The 15,242-nt window shown below is 55.6% G+C and carries 14 protein-coding genes; 9 read left to right on the top strand and 5 right to left on the bottom strand.

Going from position 1 to position 15,242, the window contains the following annotated elements; genetic code table 11:
• Nucleotides 1–116 precede the first annotated feature (116 nt).
• Nucleotides 117–245, bottom strand: coding sequence for a hypothetical protein (locus tag KJW29_RS36535; RefSeq protein WP_281426280.1), 129 nt, complete (start codon nt 243–245; stop codon nt 117–119).
• Nucleotides 246–455: 210 nt separating this feature from the next.
• On the opposite strand from KJW29_RS36535, the gene KJW29_RS22675 reads away from it, so the two are divergent.
• Complete coding sequence (locus KJW29_RS22675; RefSeq protein WP_214626306.1) at nt 456–716, top strand: hypothetical protein; 261 nt, start codon at nt 456–458, stop codon at nt 714–716.
• On the opposite strand, the gene KJW29_RS22670 is transcribed toward KJW29_RS22675, so the two are convergent.
• The 3 genes from KJW29_RS22670 to udk form a co-directional block, all read right to left on the bottom strand.
• A complete protein-coding gene (locus KJW29_RS22670) occupies nt 685–2,643 on the bottom strand; it encodes an alpha/beta fold hydrolase (RefSeq protein ID WP_214626305.1) in 1,959 nt (652 codons plus the stop codon). The genes KJW29_RS22675 and KJW29_RS22670 overlap by 32 nt on opposite strands.
• A 62-nt stretch (nt 2,644–2,705) precedes the next feature.
• Nucleotides 2,706–3,323 carry a TetR/AcrR family transcriptional regulator gene (locus tag KJW29_RS22665; protein WP_246608340.1) on the bottom strand — a complete coding sequence of 206 codons (618 nt, stop codon included), beginning with the start codon at nt 3,321–3,323 and terminating at the stop codon, nt 2,706–2,708.
• 95 nt (nt 3,324–3,418) lie between these two features.
• Entirely contained in the window at nt 3,419–4,036 is a 618-nt protein-coding gene (udk, locus tag KJW29_RS22660) for a uridine kinase (RefSeq protein WP_214626304.1), read from the bottom strand.
• A gap of 172 nt (nt 4,037–4,208) precedes the next feature.
• Between udk and KJW29_RS22655 the strand changes: the two genes are divergently transcribed.
• The 5 genes from KJW29_RS22655 to KJW29_RS22635 all read left to right on the top strand — a co-directional run bounded on the left by KJW29_RS22655 (nt 4,209) and on the right by KJW29_RS22635 (nt 10,182).
• Nucleotides 4,209–4,763 (top strand): glycerol-3-phosphate responsive antiterminator, encoded by a 555-nt coding sequence (locus tag KJW29_RS22655; RefSeq protein ID WP_087567337.1) that lies wholly within the window; start codon nt 4,209–4,211, stop codon nt 4,761–4,763.
• A 101-nt stretch (nt 4,764–4,864) separates the two neighbouring features.
• Complete coding sequence (gene glpK / locus KJW29_RS22650; protein WP_214626303.1) at nt 4,865–6,355, top strand: glycerol kinase GlpK; 1,491 nt, start codon at nt 4,865–4,867, stop codon at nt 6,353–6,355.
• A 361-nt stretch (nt 6,356–6,716) separates the two neighbouring features.
• Entirely contained in the window at nt 6,717–8,339 is a 1,623-nt protein-coding gene (locus tag KJW29_RS22645; protein WP_214631272.1) for a glycerol-3-phosphate dehydrogenase/oxidase, read from the top strand.
• A 647-nt stretch (nt 8,340–8,986) separates the two neighbouring features.
• A complete protein-coding gene (locus tag KJW29_RS22640) occupies nt 8,987–9,496 on the top strand; it encodes a DUF3450 domain-containing protein (RefSeq protein WP_214626302.1) in 510 nt (169 codons plus the stop codon).
• Nucleotides 9,493–10,182, top strand: a complete 690-nt coding sequence (locus KJW29_RS22635; protein ID WP_214626301.1) for an AIM24 family protein — start codon at nt 9,493–9,495, stop codon at nt 10,180–10,182. Before KJW29_RS22640 ends, KJW29_RS22635 begins: the two co-directional genes overlap by 4 nt.
• A gap of 187 nt (nt 10,183–10,369) precedes the next feature.
• Here the strand turns inward: KJW29_RS22635 and KJW29_RS22630 are convergent, their stop codons facing one another.
• Nucleotides 10,370–11,692, bottom strand: coding sequence for an alpha-L-fucosidase (locus KJW29_RS22630; RefSeq protein ID WP_214626300.1), 1,323 nt, complete (start codon nt 11,690–11,692; stop codon nt 10,370–10,372).
• Nucleotides 11,693–11,845: 153 nt separating this feature from the next.
• Between KJW29_RS22630 and KJW29_RS22625 the strand changes: the two genes are divergently transcribed.
• The 3 genes from KJW29_RS22625 to KJW29_RS22615 all read left to right on the top strand — a co-directional run bounded on the left by KJW29_RS22625 (nt 11,846) and on the right by KJW29_RS22615 (nt 15,144).
• Complete coding sequence (locus KJW29_RS22625) at nt 11,846–12,670, top strand: helix-turn-helix transcriptional regulator (RefSeq protein WP_214626299.1); 825 nt, start codon at nt 11,846–11,848, stop codon at nt 12,668–12,670.
• A 172-nt stretch (nt 12,671–12,842) separates the two neighbouring features.
• Nucleotides 12,843–13,355 carry a hypothetical protein gene (locus KJW29_RS22620; RefSeq protein WP_214626298.1) on the top strand — a complete coding sequence of 171 codons (513 nt, stop codon included), beginning with the start codon at nt 12,843–12,845 and terminating at the stop codon, nt 13,353–13,355.
• Nucleotides 13,356–13,509: 154 nt separating this feature from the next.
• Complete coding sequence (locus KJW29_RS22615) at nt 13,510–15,144, top strand: sensor domain-containing diguanylate cyclase (RefSeq protein WP_214626297.1); 1,635 nt, start codon at nt 13,510–13,512, stop codon at nt 15,142–15,144.
• The last annotated feature ends 98 nt before the right edge of the window (nt 15,145–15,242 follow it).

Genomic DNA, 15,242 nt, shown 5'->3' with positions numbered 1-15,242 from the left:
GGGTCACACACAGCATTAAGGTCACATACAGTGTTCAGACCATACAGCGTGTTCAGCTCATACCTGGTGTTCAAGCCACACACGGTATTAAGTTCATACAATGTTGCGATCCTGCATCAGCGGCTTCCAATCAGGAATAGTTCCAGCAGCGCCGGAATGCCATGAAGCACGTACGCAAGGATGGAGACGCTGCGCACGCTGATATAGCTGACATCGATCGGTCTAACGTTCCTTACCTGCAGCAATCCGGTGTAACTTCCCAGGTTCACCGAATTGAAATATAATCCAATTGCTAGATTTAAATTCCAAAGTATACCATCGTATTTTGTCGGAATTGTAGTTAGAATCTTGTCAGAAAGAATTGCGTTTCGACTACGCGCTTCGACACCCCTCTGCGATCAAGCTCGCTATACTAGTCATAGAGATTATTAATCAAGATGACGGAGGGGCGCTATTTGGACAATAAATCGCTTAGAAAGAGGACGGCCTGGTTCATCCACATAGAAATCGATCGGGTTGTTGCCAATTTAAAGAACGGGGTCGTTGGCAAGGAGCATGCGCTCGGGAGTCTCAATACGTTGCATCAAATGGCCTCTACACTCAAGGACATCGACTCTATGCAGCATGTATGCAAAGTGATAAACCGCATTATCGATTCGGCGCATACGACTGGTGCTTTCTACTTCACGGAGTATCGGAGAGAAGCACGGGGTTGATGGAATTTCCCCGATCCGCCAATTGGTCTTCGATCCAAGCCGCCGTCTCTAACGGACGGGAGATGGGAAATTGATGACCGAAAGGCAACGTATCCACACGGCATCCCTGCAAGGCGTGCGGTATCCGCCATACGGCATCCGCTTCACCCCACAGAATGGCCGCTTTGTTCCGTAATGAAGCCGACAGCATCGGCAAGTAAACGTCCGCGCGCGTCAGTTGCCTGGCAATTTCCGCCGTCGTCGACAACACTCTGGGAGAAGCCAGCTCCTCCCGGACGTAACGAACATAGTCCTCCGGCACATTCTCGCTCATGGCGAAGGTGCCGGATTTTTTGAGCTGTTTGGAGATCAGGCGAAACGAGCCGCGCCTGAACAAGCGGGCGCTCAGCTTCGGGAAACGATACGCGGCCTTGCGTACGGGATGAAGCGCAGGCTGGAGCAGAAGCAGCTTGCGAACGGCGCCGGGCACGCTCTCCGTCGCTTTCGCCGCAATCAAACCGCCAAAGGAATGGCCGATCAGCACGACAGGTTCGTCGAAGCTTCGCAGCAGGCGCGCAAGACCTTCGACATACCCTTCCATGACCGAAGGATGACGATGGTAAGGCGCGCGCCCAAGGCCGGGAAGCTCAATGATCTGCTTAGGCCCGTCATGCTTGACGGCTCTGGCAAGCGGCAGCAGTTGCTCCGCCGAGCTGTAGATGCCGTGAACGAATACGAGCGGCATGGGTTGACCGGTCGTCGGTAGCCGCGAAGGCTGATTAGCGGAAGGGAGGTTCCCCTCTCCCGAAATAACCTCAGCCGTAATGCCCGCAGCCGGATGAATCCCATCCTGCAAGGCCAGCAGCGTCATCCCCTCGTGGACATGAAGCGTCGCATCACCGGAAAGCTTGCGGCCCGGATGGCTAAGCCGATAGTCGAGATCGGCGACGACGCGGCGGAGCGCCTCTTGGTTGACGGCAAGACCTCGCAGCACGCGTTCCTTGGATGTCGTCGAAAATTCTTTCCGCACGATGAAGTTCATCGACTCGGAGGGGATGCCGAGCAGTCGGTTCCCGCCCCATGACAACAGCCGCTTTATCAAGACGGGAGGAGCCGCGGCGAGCGGAGGTTTCACCCTAAGCTCCCGGGCGATAAGCCCCGTCAGCTCCGGCATGGAAAGGCTATCTCTCTTATCATCCAACAAGTAAAAGGTATCGCTGACGGCAGGTCTCTTTGCGACGAGACTTGCGATGAACGCCGCCGTATGATCGACATGGACCATGGGCAGCCAATGATCCGTCCCTCCAGGAGACAGGGGCATCGCTCCTTTGCGAACGGCATCGACGAGAATGCCGAGTCCGCCCGTCTGCTCAATCTCGCCTGTGACCGAATGGCCGACGACGACGCTGGGATTGACGGTGGACAAGGTTATTTCAAGCGGTCGCAGAGCCTTACGAATGTAGGAATCGGCCTGGAACTTCATGATCTCGTAAGGCGGTGCGTGGCTGACGGCGCCGGACAGATCCGTCAGCGCGTTGCTCTCGTCGTATGGACTCATGAATCCGACGACGTGAACGAAGTGGCGCAGCTTGCCTTCCCTGACAAGGCTCTCCGCAAGTCCGGCCGCTTCCCGGGCCGCGCCGCGGAACACGATCTCGGCCTCGGCCAGATCCAGCCCGATATTCATCGGACCGCCTGCATGAATGAACGTGTCGCAAGCCAGCAATTGCCCGATGTTCTCCGTGGAGAGGCCCAGCTTCGGCAAGGTTAAGTCGCCGACCATTGGCAAGACGGTCTGATCTCTATCCGTCATCCGCAGCTCTTCCAGCACAGTCTCGAACTTCGATAGGGAGCGCACAAGCGCATAGACGCGATGGCCCTCCGCAGCCAGTCTCTTCAGGAGAGGTTTGCCGATAAATCCCGTTCCGCCGGTCAAAAATACGTTCATGTGTCATCCGTCCCATCGATTTGAATTTATAGTACTAATAGGTACTAATTTGATTAAAAAAATTACTTTAGCAAAAGCGCTAAAGCAGGCAATACATCCTTCAGCATTCCGTTCATGCCGGTGCTCTGGGCGACAAACAACCCACCTTCGATCGTCGAGACGATCATCGCGGCGGTTGCTTGCGCAGGCAGATCCTTGCGCAATTCGCCCCGACTTATTCCGTCCGTCAGCAGGGCTTCCAGACTTTCCAGCTGCATGAAGAAAAAACGCCGGAATTTCTCTTTAGCCGCGGGGTATTCGCCAGCCGTCTGGACGTACAGCGTCAGGAAGGGACATCCGCCGAGATAGTTGTTATTTTCGTTCTCCAAGGATAAGGCGCAGATGACCCTCTCAAGCTTGTCGTAGACGGACGCCCCCTCTTCCGACAGAATAGCGGCCAGCCTTCGCTCGTAGTGTGACGTTAAACCGTCCACGATCGTGAGCAGAAGCTCCTCCTTGCTCTTGAAATAATAATAAATATTCGTCTTGGAGACATGGCTGTAGGCGACGATGTCATCCATGCTGGTGACCGTTACGCCCCGCGTGAGGAAGAGATGCGACGCGGCTTCCAGAGCGACGTCGCGATTGGAGTTCGTTCGTTTTGTAGGTGTCATAATGGTACTATACGGTACTAATATCATCCTGTCAATTCATGATGCCGGCAGCGTCCCGAAAAAACGTACGAAAGCGGCGGGCGAGTCGCATGACCCGCGGCCTTGTCTGCAAGGTCGTTCATTTAAGCTTCGTTGAGCACGTTCTCCATAAGCGCGGAGAGAAGCTGGATGCCAACCTGATTATGCCCGCCTTCGGGGATGATGAGGTCGGCGTATTTTTTGGACGGCTCGATAAAGGCTTCATGCATCGGTTTTACCGTCTCCAGATATTGGTCGTAAATGGACTGTATGCTGCGGCCGCGTTCCTGGATATCCCGCAGCACCCTGCGTAAAATGCGGACGTCCGGGTCGGTATCGACGAACACTTTGATATCGAGCAGATCCCGCACATGTTGGTCGGCCAGCACGAGCAGCCCTTCCAGCACAACGATCCGATTCGGCTTGAGCTCCAGCGTTTCGGTCTCGGAGCGGGCGTGACGGGAGAAGTCGTAGACCGGCGCGACGGCCCGGCGTCCTTCGCGCAGAAGCTTGAGATCGCGAATAAGCAATTCGTTGTCGAAGGCCAGCGGGTGATCGTAATTGAGGCGCTCGCGTTCTTCGAAGATAAGCTCTGGGAAATTTTTATAATAATTGTCCTGCGAGATGAATGTGACTTTGTCTGCGCCGATCCGGTCGATGACGGAACGCGCGACGGTTGTTTTGCCGGAGCCGGTGCCTCCTGCGATACCGATCATTAACATGGGCGAAGCTTCACCCTCCTAGTCCTGAATGCGTTTGAGATCACCGTATTGTAGCATATGACAGTCCCTATTTCACCATGCGGAGAACAGCTGGAGTAAATTTGCTATTTGCGCTTGGACCGCACTTCGTATTACCTTAGTGTGTAGGATGACTGATCGGGAGGTGGCGGGTATGCCGCTGTTGACGAAGGAGCAGAGCTTGCTTCCGGCGGCTCGCAAGGCGAAGGAAGTAGAGGCGATTATCGCGTCGCCCTATACGTACATGGTGCTGCTGGGCGGGCATCTGGGACATGTTCAAGGGCTTGTCGATCTGGCCAGAGCCGGCGGCAAAAAAGTGCTTCTGCACGCCGATCTCATCGACGGCCTTAAGAACGACGAATACGCGGCGGAGTATCTATGCCAGACGATTCGCCCGGCAGGGCTTATCTCGACGCGCGCGGGCGTAATCGCCCGGACGAAGCAAGCAGGGCTTATCGCCGTACAGAGGCTGTTCCTGCTGGATTCGGATGCGCTGGAGAAGAGCTGCAAGCTGCTGGAGAAGACGCAGCCCGATTACGTCGAGGTGCTGCCGGGACTCATGCCCGAGATTATCGCGGAGGTGAAGGAGCGGACCGGCATCCCCGTCATCGCGGGCGGACTGATCCGCACCAAGGAGCATGTGCGGCAGGCGCTGGCGGCGGGGGCCGCTGCGATAACGACGTCGCGGAGCGAGCTTTGGAGGGAATAGGACCGCAGGCGCAGTATGGATTCGGTTTATGTTTTGTAATCATTATCGGATTATGGATTGATCGATAGTTGTTGAACCATCTGGTATGAGGAGGAAGCGTTGTGGAAACCTATATGTTATCGCTGGATCAGGGGACGACCAGCACGAGAGCGCTGCTTGTAGACCGCATGGGGCGGATCGCTGGCATCGCGCGAGAGGAGCTTAAACTTGATTACCCATCGCCTGGCGCCGTGGAAGCGGATGCATTGGATATCTGGGAATCAACGAAACGTGTCATGCGCGGCGTGTTGAAGGAAACGGGCGCGCGGCCGGAGCAGATTGCGGGCATCGGCATTACGAATCAGAGAGAGACGACGATCGTCTGGGACAAAGCGACAGGAGAGCCCATTCATGCAGCGATTGTCTGGCAGTCTCGCCAGTCGGCCGATATTTGCAACAGACTTAAGGCCGATGGTCACGGGGACAATATTCATGCTCGCACGGGGCTGTTGATCGACGCTTATTTCTCCGGGACCAAAATCGCTTGGCTGCTGGAGCATGTGGACGGCGCCCGGGAACGCTCCGAGCGCGGGGAGCTGCTATTCGGCACGGTCGAGACGTGGCTCATCTGGAAGTTGACAGGCGGGAAGGTGCATGTGACGGATGTATCGAATGCGTCGCGCACGCTGTTGTTCAACATTCATGATCGCGGGTGGGATGATGAGCTGTTGAGCTTGCTACGCATCCCTCGCGCGATGCTGCCGGAAGTGAAGTCCAGCTCCGAAATTTACGGATACGCGGAGGAATCGCTGCTGGGGCTTGCCCTTCCGATCTCCGGCGCCGCCGGAGATCAGCAAGCCGCGCTGTTCGGACAGAACGCCTTCCGCAAGGGAGCGACGAAAAATACGTACGGCACGGGCTGCTTTATGCTCATGAATACCGGCGAGCAAGCGATCATGTCGCAGAAGGGACTGCTCACTACGATCGCCTGGGAGCTGGACGGAAAGCTGGAATACGCGCTGGAGGGCAGCGTATTCGTGGCCGGTGCTGCCATTCAGTGGCTGCGCGATGGGCTGGAGTTGATCGAATCGGCTTCCGAGACGGAGGCGCTGGCGGCCGAAGCGGGAGGAACGGACGGCGTTTATGTCGTGCCCGCTTTCGTGGGTCTTGGCACGCCGTATTGGAACAGCGATGTACGAGGCTCCGTATTCGGTCTGACGCGGGGCACGACCAAGGCGCACTTCGTGCGCGCAGTGCTGGAATCGCTGGCGTATCAGACGAAGGATGTGCTCAAGGTGATGGAGGAGGAAGCCGGCGTCCATCTGGAATCGCTGGCGGTGGATGGAGGCGCAGTGTCGAATGGTCTTCTGATGCAGTTCCAGAGCGATCTGCTCGGCGTGCCGGTCGAGCGACCGCTATCGCTGGAATCCACGGCTCTTGGAGCGGCTTATTTGGCCGGTCTCGCCGTAGGTTTCTGGAAGGATAAGACCGAGATCGAGGCGCTGCGCCAGGTGGATCGTCTATTCGAACCTGCCATGGACGATGCCCGCAGACAAGAGCTATATGGCGGCTGGAAGCGGGCGGTCGCGGCGGCGATGGCATTTAGCAACTGAACAGTCTAGGCTTGCGATCGGCTTTGGCACATGCTATAGTGGGGTTAAGTTAATAAAGGTCGGAGATTCGGAGAAACCGTTTAGGCCATCAGCCTTCCGCGAGGGAGGAGGATGGTCTGGGCGGTTTTTTTCGATTTCTATCGTGTTTCAGGTTTCAATTTGGAGAGCGTGCGGATGAGCATAATACTGGAAAATGGGTAATGATAAACATAACGTGTCTACAGGAGAGCGAACGGAGGAATCGGATATGGAACAAGAACGGGTAGGAACAGGGAACGAAGCAGGCGAATTCGGAGGAGGAGTCGGGCAGTTCAGCGAGACGGCCTTCGGAGCGAGCAGTCGTAGCGGCAGTCTACGCGCGATGGCGGCCAGTCAGTTGGATGTATTGATCATCGGGGGAGGCATTACGGGGGCCGGTATCGCCCTGGACGCGGCGTCTCGGGGGATGAGAGTCGGTCTGGTGGAAATGCAGGACTTCGCGGCGGGCACGTCGAGCCGTTCGACGAAGCTGGTGCACGGGGGTCTGCGGTACTTGAAGCAACTCGAGATCGGCGTCGTCGCCGAGGTGGGCAAGGAACGCGCCATCGTATACGAGAACGGACCGCATGTGACGACTCCGGAGTGGATGCTGCTGCCGTTTTACAAGGGCGGAACATTCGGCAAGTTCACCACGTCGATCGGCCTGAGAGTGTATGACTTCCTGGCGGGCGTCAAACGGAGCGAGCGCAGGAAGATGCTTGGCAAGGCCGAGACGCTGGCGAAGGAGCCTCTGCTGAAGGAGGACGGCATAAAGGGCGGCGGCTATTATGTCGAATATCGGACGGACGATGCGAGACTGACGATCGAGGTGCTCAAAAAGGCGATCGATTCCGGAGCCATGGCGGTCAACTATGCCCGCGCAGAGAAGCTGCTGTATGACGGGAAAGGGACCGTATGCGGGGCGGAAGTGCACGATATCATCGGCGGTACAACGCATAGGTTATCGGCTACTTACGTCATCAATGCGGCGGGACCATGGGTCGACGACGTGCGCGAGCTGGACGGCTCCAAGCGGGGCAAGACGCTTCGCTTGACCAAAGGCGTGCATCTGGTATTCGACGGAGGCAGATTTCCGCTGCGGCAGGCGGTATACTTCGATACGCCGGACGGCCGCATGGTGTTTGCGATTCCGCGTGACGGCAAGACGTACTTCGGCACGACGGATACGAACTATGCGGGCGATACGGCCCATCCGGCCATGACGGCCGCTGACCGCGACTATCTGCTGGCAGCAGCGAACGGTATGTTCCCTCGGCTTCGGCTGACGTCCGTGGATGTGGAATCGAGCTGGGCGGGACTTCGGCCGCTTATCCAACAAGAAGGAAAGTCCCCGTCGGAGGTATCCCGCCGGGATGAGCTGTTCGTATCGGAATCCGGCTTGCTGTCGATCGCGGGCGGCAAGCTGACGGGTTATCGCAAGATGGCGGAGAACGTTGTCGACAAGGTTGTCTCGCTCATGAAGAGCAACGGCAACGGCGGGTCGTACGGCAGCAGTATGACGCGCGACTTGCCGATATCGGGCGGTGACGTGGGCGGCTCTGCGCGATTCGAAGCTTATGTCCGTTCGGCTGTTGCGGATGGAGAGAGGGCGGGTTTCAGCAGACTCGATGCGGACTTCCTGGCAAGGCGCTACGGCTCGAACGTTAGCAGAATCTTTGACGACGCCGAACAATCCGGCCGCTTGGCCGGTGTCTACGGGTTGCCGTCGGATTTGGCCGCGATGCTGCGGTATTCGATGCTTCACGAAATGGCGGTTACGCCGGCCGACTTCTTCGTCCGCCGCACGGGGGATCTTTTCTTCCGCATGGACACGGTCCGCGCATGGAAGGAGCCCGTTATTCGGGCCATGGAGCAGGAGCTTGGCTGGAGCGCGGAGCAGGGCGAACGTTATGCCGCGGAGCTGGATACGCTTATTCGCGAGGCGGTCACGCCGGCGCAGCCTTAATCGGCAACTGTGGTAGAACGCCGAAGCTCCCTCCAAACTTGCCCGGTTCGGCCGTCGGCTCGCATTAAGGGAAAGCTTTCTCTCCAAGGTTGCCTGGTTCGAATGGGCTGTCAGCTTCACACTTGCCAAGTCCGTCCGCTGCCTCCACTTTAATGGGAAAAGCTCCCTCTAATCTCAACAATTCCGGTCGTTTGCTCCACTTAAAGGGAAAAACTCCTACTAATGACGCAGCTTTTTCGCCAATATTTCGAAAAGGCTTTAATTACAGGGTGAATTTCCCTCTAATGGTTCAAAAAGCTTAGTTCTATTGAAATTAAGTGGCGATTTTCCGCTTATTGCTAGTGTGTTGCTAGTTGCTAGTGTGTTGCTATGTTGCTAGTTGCTAGTGTGTTGCTAGTATGCTCCCATGTTAGTAGTGTTGCTAGTATGTTGTTAGTTCGTTGCATGTAATATCAAATTACCGCTAAACGATCGCAAATCCTCTAAGTTGGAACGCTATGGCAACTTCTGCGTATTTCGACATGTCCCGACTAATTTATGCTAGAATAAGAGACAATTAGTATGGATGTAGGCGAAGGATGCAAGGCGACGCGGAAGCGCGGAACCCGCATCTTTCGTGGATAAATCGCAGAAGGCGGGTGAATGCGATGAAAGTAGCGAAACTATTGTATACCGTTATGATTCTATCTCTATTATATGTTGCCGTGCCGATAGAGACGGCGAGTGCCGGCATGTTCGACCGGATCAAGGATATTTACCAGGCGCCCGACAAGCTGGACGAGCTACAGGAGGCTTACGACGCCAGCATCAAGGCCGTGGAAGGACAGCTGGAGGATTCGCGCCGCCAAGCCGAGCAGTTGCTCCAACGCCAGCAGGAGCTGGAGTCCAGCAACGAAGCTATTCGGGAGCAGAACGAGCAGATGCAGGCACGCAATGAGGAGCTGGCACGGGAGAATGCAAGGCTGGTGGGCCAGATGGAAGAGCTGGAGCAGAACCGTCAGTCGCTGTACCGCAAAGCGGCAATCGCCGCAGGAGCTCTTGTGGCGCTCATTGCCGTCTATGCGTTGTCCGTACGGGTATGGCGCTTCTTGACATGGCGCCGCCAAGGGCGCGGCGGCAGAGCGCATGACGACAGCCGCGGAGTGACGCTGCCATGAACATCGCGGCGCCTTCTCCGCTAGGGCATGTGCGCGTCGAGCTTGATCAAGAAGAAGCTCTTCAGGTGCTGCATCCGCGATCGATTATCGCGTTCAGCGGAGCTCCCAGAAATCGCGAGGACAAGTTCATGAACATCGGGGGCGCCTTCCGCAAGAAGAAGTGGATCCGTTCCAGGCTTCAGGGGCCGGCCTCGTTCGTCATGGGGCTTCCGGCAGGCTATTCGCTTGTGCCCATTGAGGTGCCGGAGGGAGGCAGCCTGTTGTTCGACTTCCGCCATATTATGTTTCTCTCCGACGATATGACCTTCAAGAGCAAGGTGATGCGACTCAAGACGGCATGGATTACGCGGGAACTGATCCGCATCCAGTTCAGCGGTCCGGGTACGCTGGGCGTACTGTCGGTAGGCGATCTGGCGGTCATTCAGCTGGATCAGGAGACGCCGTTGTTCGTGGATAAGGGAGCGCTTGTCGCTTATCCCGACAACGCCTCCATCCAACTGTCCGTCTACGGCAATTCCCTCGCGAGCCAGCATATGAACGTGCAGTGGGAGCTCAGAGGGAAGGGGCCGGTGCTTATTCAGACGGGTTCGCGGGACAGCGGACTGGAGAGCCGGCTCAGCGACGAAGGCTGGTTCAAGCGGCTGCTTCGCGAAGTGCTCCCTTTCGGCAGCGTTTATATCAAATAACCGATAAACAAACAAAAAATCCGCAGCCGAAGAAGGCTGCGGTTTTTTGGAAGGAATGGGAAAAGGGGCTTTCTCCGGCTTAAAAGCCGAAGGAAGCCCCTCTTTTGTTGGGATTTTATCAGGCATTGAAAATCGCAAGACAGATTTTTACTGGGTCTTTAGTACCCGTGCCTTCGTTGAGACTACTCTAGTCGTTCAGCGTCAACTCGATAACGGTGTCGCGTTTGTCCGGCAACGGATAGGTGTAATGCTCGGGACGGGCGAAGTTTACGAATGCGTCCTCCTTGAATTCCTTGGCGCTCCAGGGTGTGTTTACGATGAGCTCGGAGCCGTCCGCGAGCAGGCGCGCCGACTTGACTCGGCTGGCCAAGCCGGCAAGGACGATGGGACCGATGCTCTCTTCGAATACATGGGCGTACAGTTTGCCGCCGTTGCTCGTGTACCGTCCCCAATCGGGCTTCGGCAGCTCCGACGCGCCGCAGCCGTAGATGCTGTCGCCGTTGCGCGCGATCCAGTCGCCGACCTCGGCGAGAATATCGAGCGACTCCCTCGGAATGACGCCTCTGGCGTCGGGTCCGACGTTGAGGAGCAGATTGCCGTTTTTGCTCACGCATTCCACGAGCTTGCGGATGACGGTGGCCGGACTTTTGTACTGACGGTCGGCGGCGGCATACCCCCAGTTGTTGTTCAGCGTGATGCAGGCCTCCCAAGGGACGGGGTTGCCGTCCGCGCCGGTGATGCCGCGCGGCGGGATGATCTGCTCCGGCGATGCGAAGTCGCCCGCGTACACCGTAGGCTCGTCGGAATAGATGCTGCCGCCGTGCTCTCCGCTTCCTTCCAGCCGGTTGTCGATAATAATATGCGGCTGCAGGGAGCGCATCATCCCGATCAGCTCCGTCGCTTTCCACGTTTCCTGGCTCATCTCGCCGTAAGAGAAGTCGAACCACATGATGTCGAGTTTGCCGTAGTTCGTCAACAACTCGCGGACCTGCCCGTGCATGTAGGCCAGGTAGCGATGGAAGTTTGCGAGATCGCGCTTGAATTGCTCGTTATTTTTCATGGGATGGATCTGGTCGCCATAAGCGGGATAATCCTCGTGATGCCAGTCGATGAGGGAGTAGTAGAGCCCCACCTTAAGCCCTTCCGCACGGAATGCTTCGAGGAATTCCGCCACGAGATCGCGACCGGCTTTCGTGTTCGTCGCCTTGAAATCCGTCAGCTTGCTGTCGAACAGACAGAAGCCGTCATGGTGCTTGGCGGTCAGCACCGCATATTTCATCCCGGCCTGCTTGGCCGCCTTCGCCCATGCGCGGGGATCGTAGTCCACGGGATCGAATTGTTCGAAGTAAGGCTGATAATCTTCCACGGTCAATTGCTCGAAGCTGCGGACCCATTCGCCGCGAGCCGGGATGGCGTACAGCCCCCAGTGGATAAACATGCCGAACCGGTCGCTCAGGAACCATTCGGTCCGCTCCGTTCGTTCCTTGATTAATTGCTGTCCAGTACTCATGCGAGAAACCTCCTGTCTCGTAATGTTCAGCATCAGTTTACCAAGGTTGTGATAGAATGGACAGAGAAGGAAACTAACTATCGCGGGTAAAAAAATAGCGGATAACCAGGCTTGGACAAGTTCCTGTTCAAGCGACAGAACGGGGAGGTACGCATGGACGGAAGCGTCATCGGCGGAGCCGCGCGCGACATGGTATTGGGTATGCAGGTTGAGGTGCTTGAAGCGAAGTTGACGCAATGCTGGACGGGCTGGCGCGAGCTGGATTATCGTCCGGCTTTTAATAAACTGTACTTTATTTTGGACGGGGAAGGCTGGATCAAAATCGAAGACCGGGAGCTGTATCCGGAGCCGGGGCAAGTCGTGTTGATGCCTGCGCACAAGCAGCAATCGTTTTCGGCGATCAGCGATCGCCCCTTCCGCAAATATTGGTGCCACTTCACTGCTATAACGGGGCAGACGGATGTCTTTCATTGGCTGGATCTGCCATGCAGCTTCGCGGGACTGGACCGAGCCGTAGTGGAAGAGCTGTTCTGTGAGCTTGTGTCCGCGCACCAGGATTCGTCCATCGCAGCCAGGCTTAAGGAGAAGGCGATTCTGCTTCACATCCTGTCACTGTTAATGGAGGCGCAGCCCGTTCGCATCCGTCAGAGCCAGAGCCATGAGATGGAAAGGCTGACGCTCATTCAGCGATATGTGGACGAGCATCTCGATCAAGAGATGACGCTGGAGGAACTGGCGGAGGTGCTGCATCTGCATCCCAACTATTTCAGCAAATATTTTAAGCGCCACTTCGGTATCCCGCCGCTCAAGTACGTCAGCCGCAAGCGCATGGATCATGCCAAGCTGCTGCTCAAGACGACGTCCCGAAGCGTAAAGGAGGTCGCTGCGGCCACGGGCTTCGACGACGCCAACTATTTCTCCAAAACGTTCCGCAGGGAAGTGGGCTTCAGTCCTTCGGAGTATCGGTTGAATGTGTGAGCGTCAAGCGCCTCTCCGGAGGCGTTTTTTTTTTGTCGTGTGGGCAAGCAGGCTCGATTGCTTATCGTAGATAACGAACGAATGGCGACATAAACGGGATGCTGAAAGTTTAGCAACTTTTGGATCATGCATGAGGTCTAATATAGTAAGAAGAACGAAGGGTGGTCATGCAATGAGGGGTTCGTACAAAGGGAAAAGAAGTTTGATCAGTGGTGTGGTTATTCTGATGCTTATAATAACGGCAACCGCATGCACGAAGCCGGAAGACAAAATGTTCGAGGAATCGGACTTTGCCGCCACGGTTGAAACGGTGGATGCAAGGACGTGGAAAACCAATGAAGATATCGAAATTACGACAGGGGTGATCAATTTGACGAATCGATCGGCGGCTGTTTATCACGCCTCCCCGCTTATCCATGTGCAAATTTACGATGAGCGCGATCAACCCCAGATTGAGATGCTTGTTACCGATTCTATTGGTATTAACGGCATAGCGAAGCCCAATGAAACGTACAATCCCGATAAGGAGATCTACGAGTCGGGCAAACGAATCATTCAGATCGAACAGCCGGGAACGTACACGCTGGTGGCCACGGCAACATTTGATGTGAAGCTGAATGGAGACCGAAAGCAATCGTTTCGAATTGTTTCGGAGCCATTCGAAATCCAGATAACCGAAACTTAGAACGTACTTACATAGTATTACAGGACAAGCATTTACATGCTGTAACTCCAGCGTATATGTAGCAATAACCTTCCATTCATTGATTAATTCGTCTATAATACTGCTTGTTCGACAAATATGGACAATCTTTTCGCAAGATTGGGAAGGACAGGCTTTGAAACTGAGAACTTATTTTGCATTATCGTTTGCACTTATTATTTTACTTGTTATTGCATCAGTATCCACGTTATATGGACAGCGGACAAAAACCGTGTTAGAGAAGGAAATTGGGGGACAGGTCGCAGCCCTGGCATACGGTATGACCGATAAGCTGGACCGTTACATGTGGTCGCGTTATAACGAGATCATGCTGTTGAGTACGCTGAACACGCTGAAGGAGCAGGAGGATCTGAAGGAGGTCGGCCGCCTGCTGAACGAATTACAGGACAACATTCCGGCGTTCTCTTGGGTAGCTCTGCTCGATGCGCAAGGCAACGTGAGGGCGGCGACCAAAGACCTTATGATCGGAGTGAATTTCGAGAAACGTCCCGTTTTTCTCGAGGCGCTCCAAAAGCCGTTTATCGGTGATGTGCATGAAGCTGTGCTGCTAGCCGAGCAGTTGACGAGTCCGTCAGGCGATCCGCTCAAGGTCGTCGATATCAGCACGCCTTTATACGACAACAAAGGAATGTTTGCGGGCATACTCGCGGCGCAACTAAGCTGGGAATGGTCGCAGGAGCTGCAGAAATCGCTGCTTGCTCCATATCATAGAGACCGAAAGCAGGAGCTTGAGGTGTTTGTCTTAAGGGAGAAGGATAATACGGTATTGTCGGGTCCCGAGGATATGATCGGACAATTGCTTCATTTGACTGATCTGGAAACATTGAGTACGGACAACAAATGGGATGTGCGACGTTGGCCGGACGGGAAAAAATATTTGACCGGCTTCGCTCAAAGTTCGGGTTACGGCAATTACCCCGGGCTAGGCTGGAGGATTGTCGTTCGTCAGCCGGCGGACCTGGCTTTCGCTCCCGTGCAGGAGCTTATTGCGTTCATGACCTTGCTTGGTCTCGCGCTGGCCGTGGCATGCGCGCTTATAGGCTGGCTGCTCGCTCGCAAAGTATCGAAGCCGCTGTCGCTTATAGCCGAAGCGGCGAACAAGCTCCGCAGAGGAGAGAATGCCGAAATTCCTTATTCGAAGGGGATTAAGGACATCGAGTTGCTGTCAGGTTCTCTACGATCGCTGATCGCGGATCTGACGGAGACGGAGACTCAGCTTGTTCGAATGGAGGACAAGGCTCATCACGATAAGCTGACGGGATTGCTTAACCGGTCCGCGATGGATGTCATCGTTCAGCGTGCCGTCAGGCAAGCGGAGGAGCAGGGCAGCTCGCTATCATTCGTTTATATGGATCTCGACGGCTTTAAGAGCATTAACGATACGCATGGCCATGCGGCCGGGGATGAGCTTCTAAAGGAGGTTGCCGCCAGGCTTTGGAAAAATGCGCGGAGCGGCGATTACTTGTTCCGTATGGGCGGAGACGAATTCGTCCTCATCCTGTCCGTGTCCCGAGCGAATGCCGAACAAGAGGCGGAGGCGGTAGCGACGAGTGTGTTGGAGGCCGTGCGGCAGCCGTATGAGATTGATGGCAAGATAATGGGGGTAAGCTGCAGCATCGGACTCGCGATGTGGCCGCAGGACGATCGCGATCCGTTAAGCCTGCTGCGGGATGCCGACGAAGCGCTCTACGTCTCCAAGAGCAAAGGGAAAAACCAGCTGACGTTTGCCCGCAGCAGCGTCACTGCATGACAAGTCTTCATGGAAACGTCTGATAGGGGAAGAAATTCAGTCTGTGCACAATATGCATGCTGATTTCTTCTTTTTTTGTTGCGAGTCGAATTGAATAT

Origin of the sequence: Paenibacillus agaridevorans, from assembly GCF_018604145.1 — a bacterium.
Classification (GTDB): Bacteria; Bacillota; Bacilli; order Paenibacillales; family Paenibacillaceae; genus Pristimantibacillus; species Pristimantibacillus agaridevorans.
The sequence above is the reverse complement of the archived record's forward strand: the minus strand, read 5'-3'. Positions and strand labels throughout refer to the sequence as shown.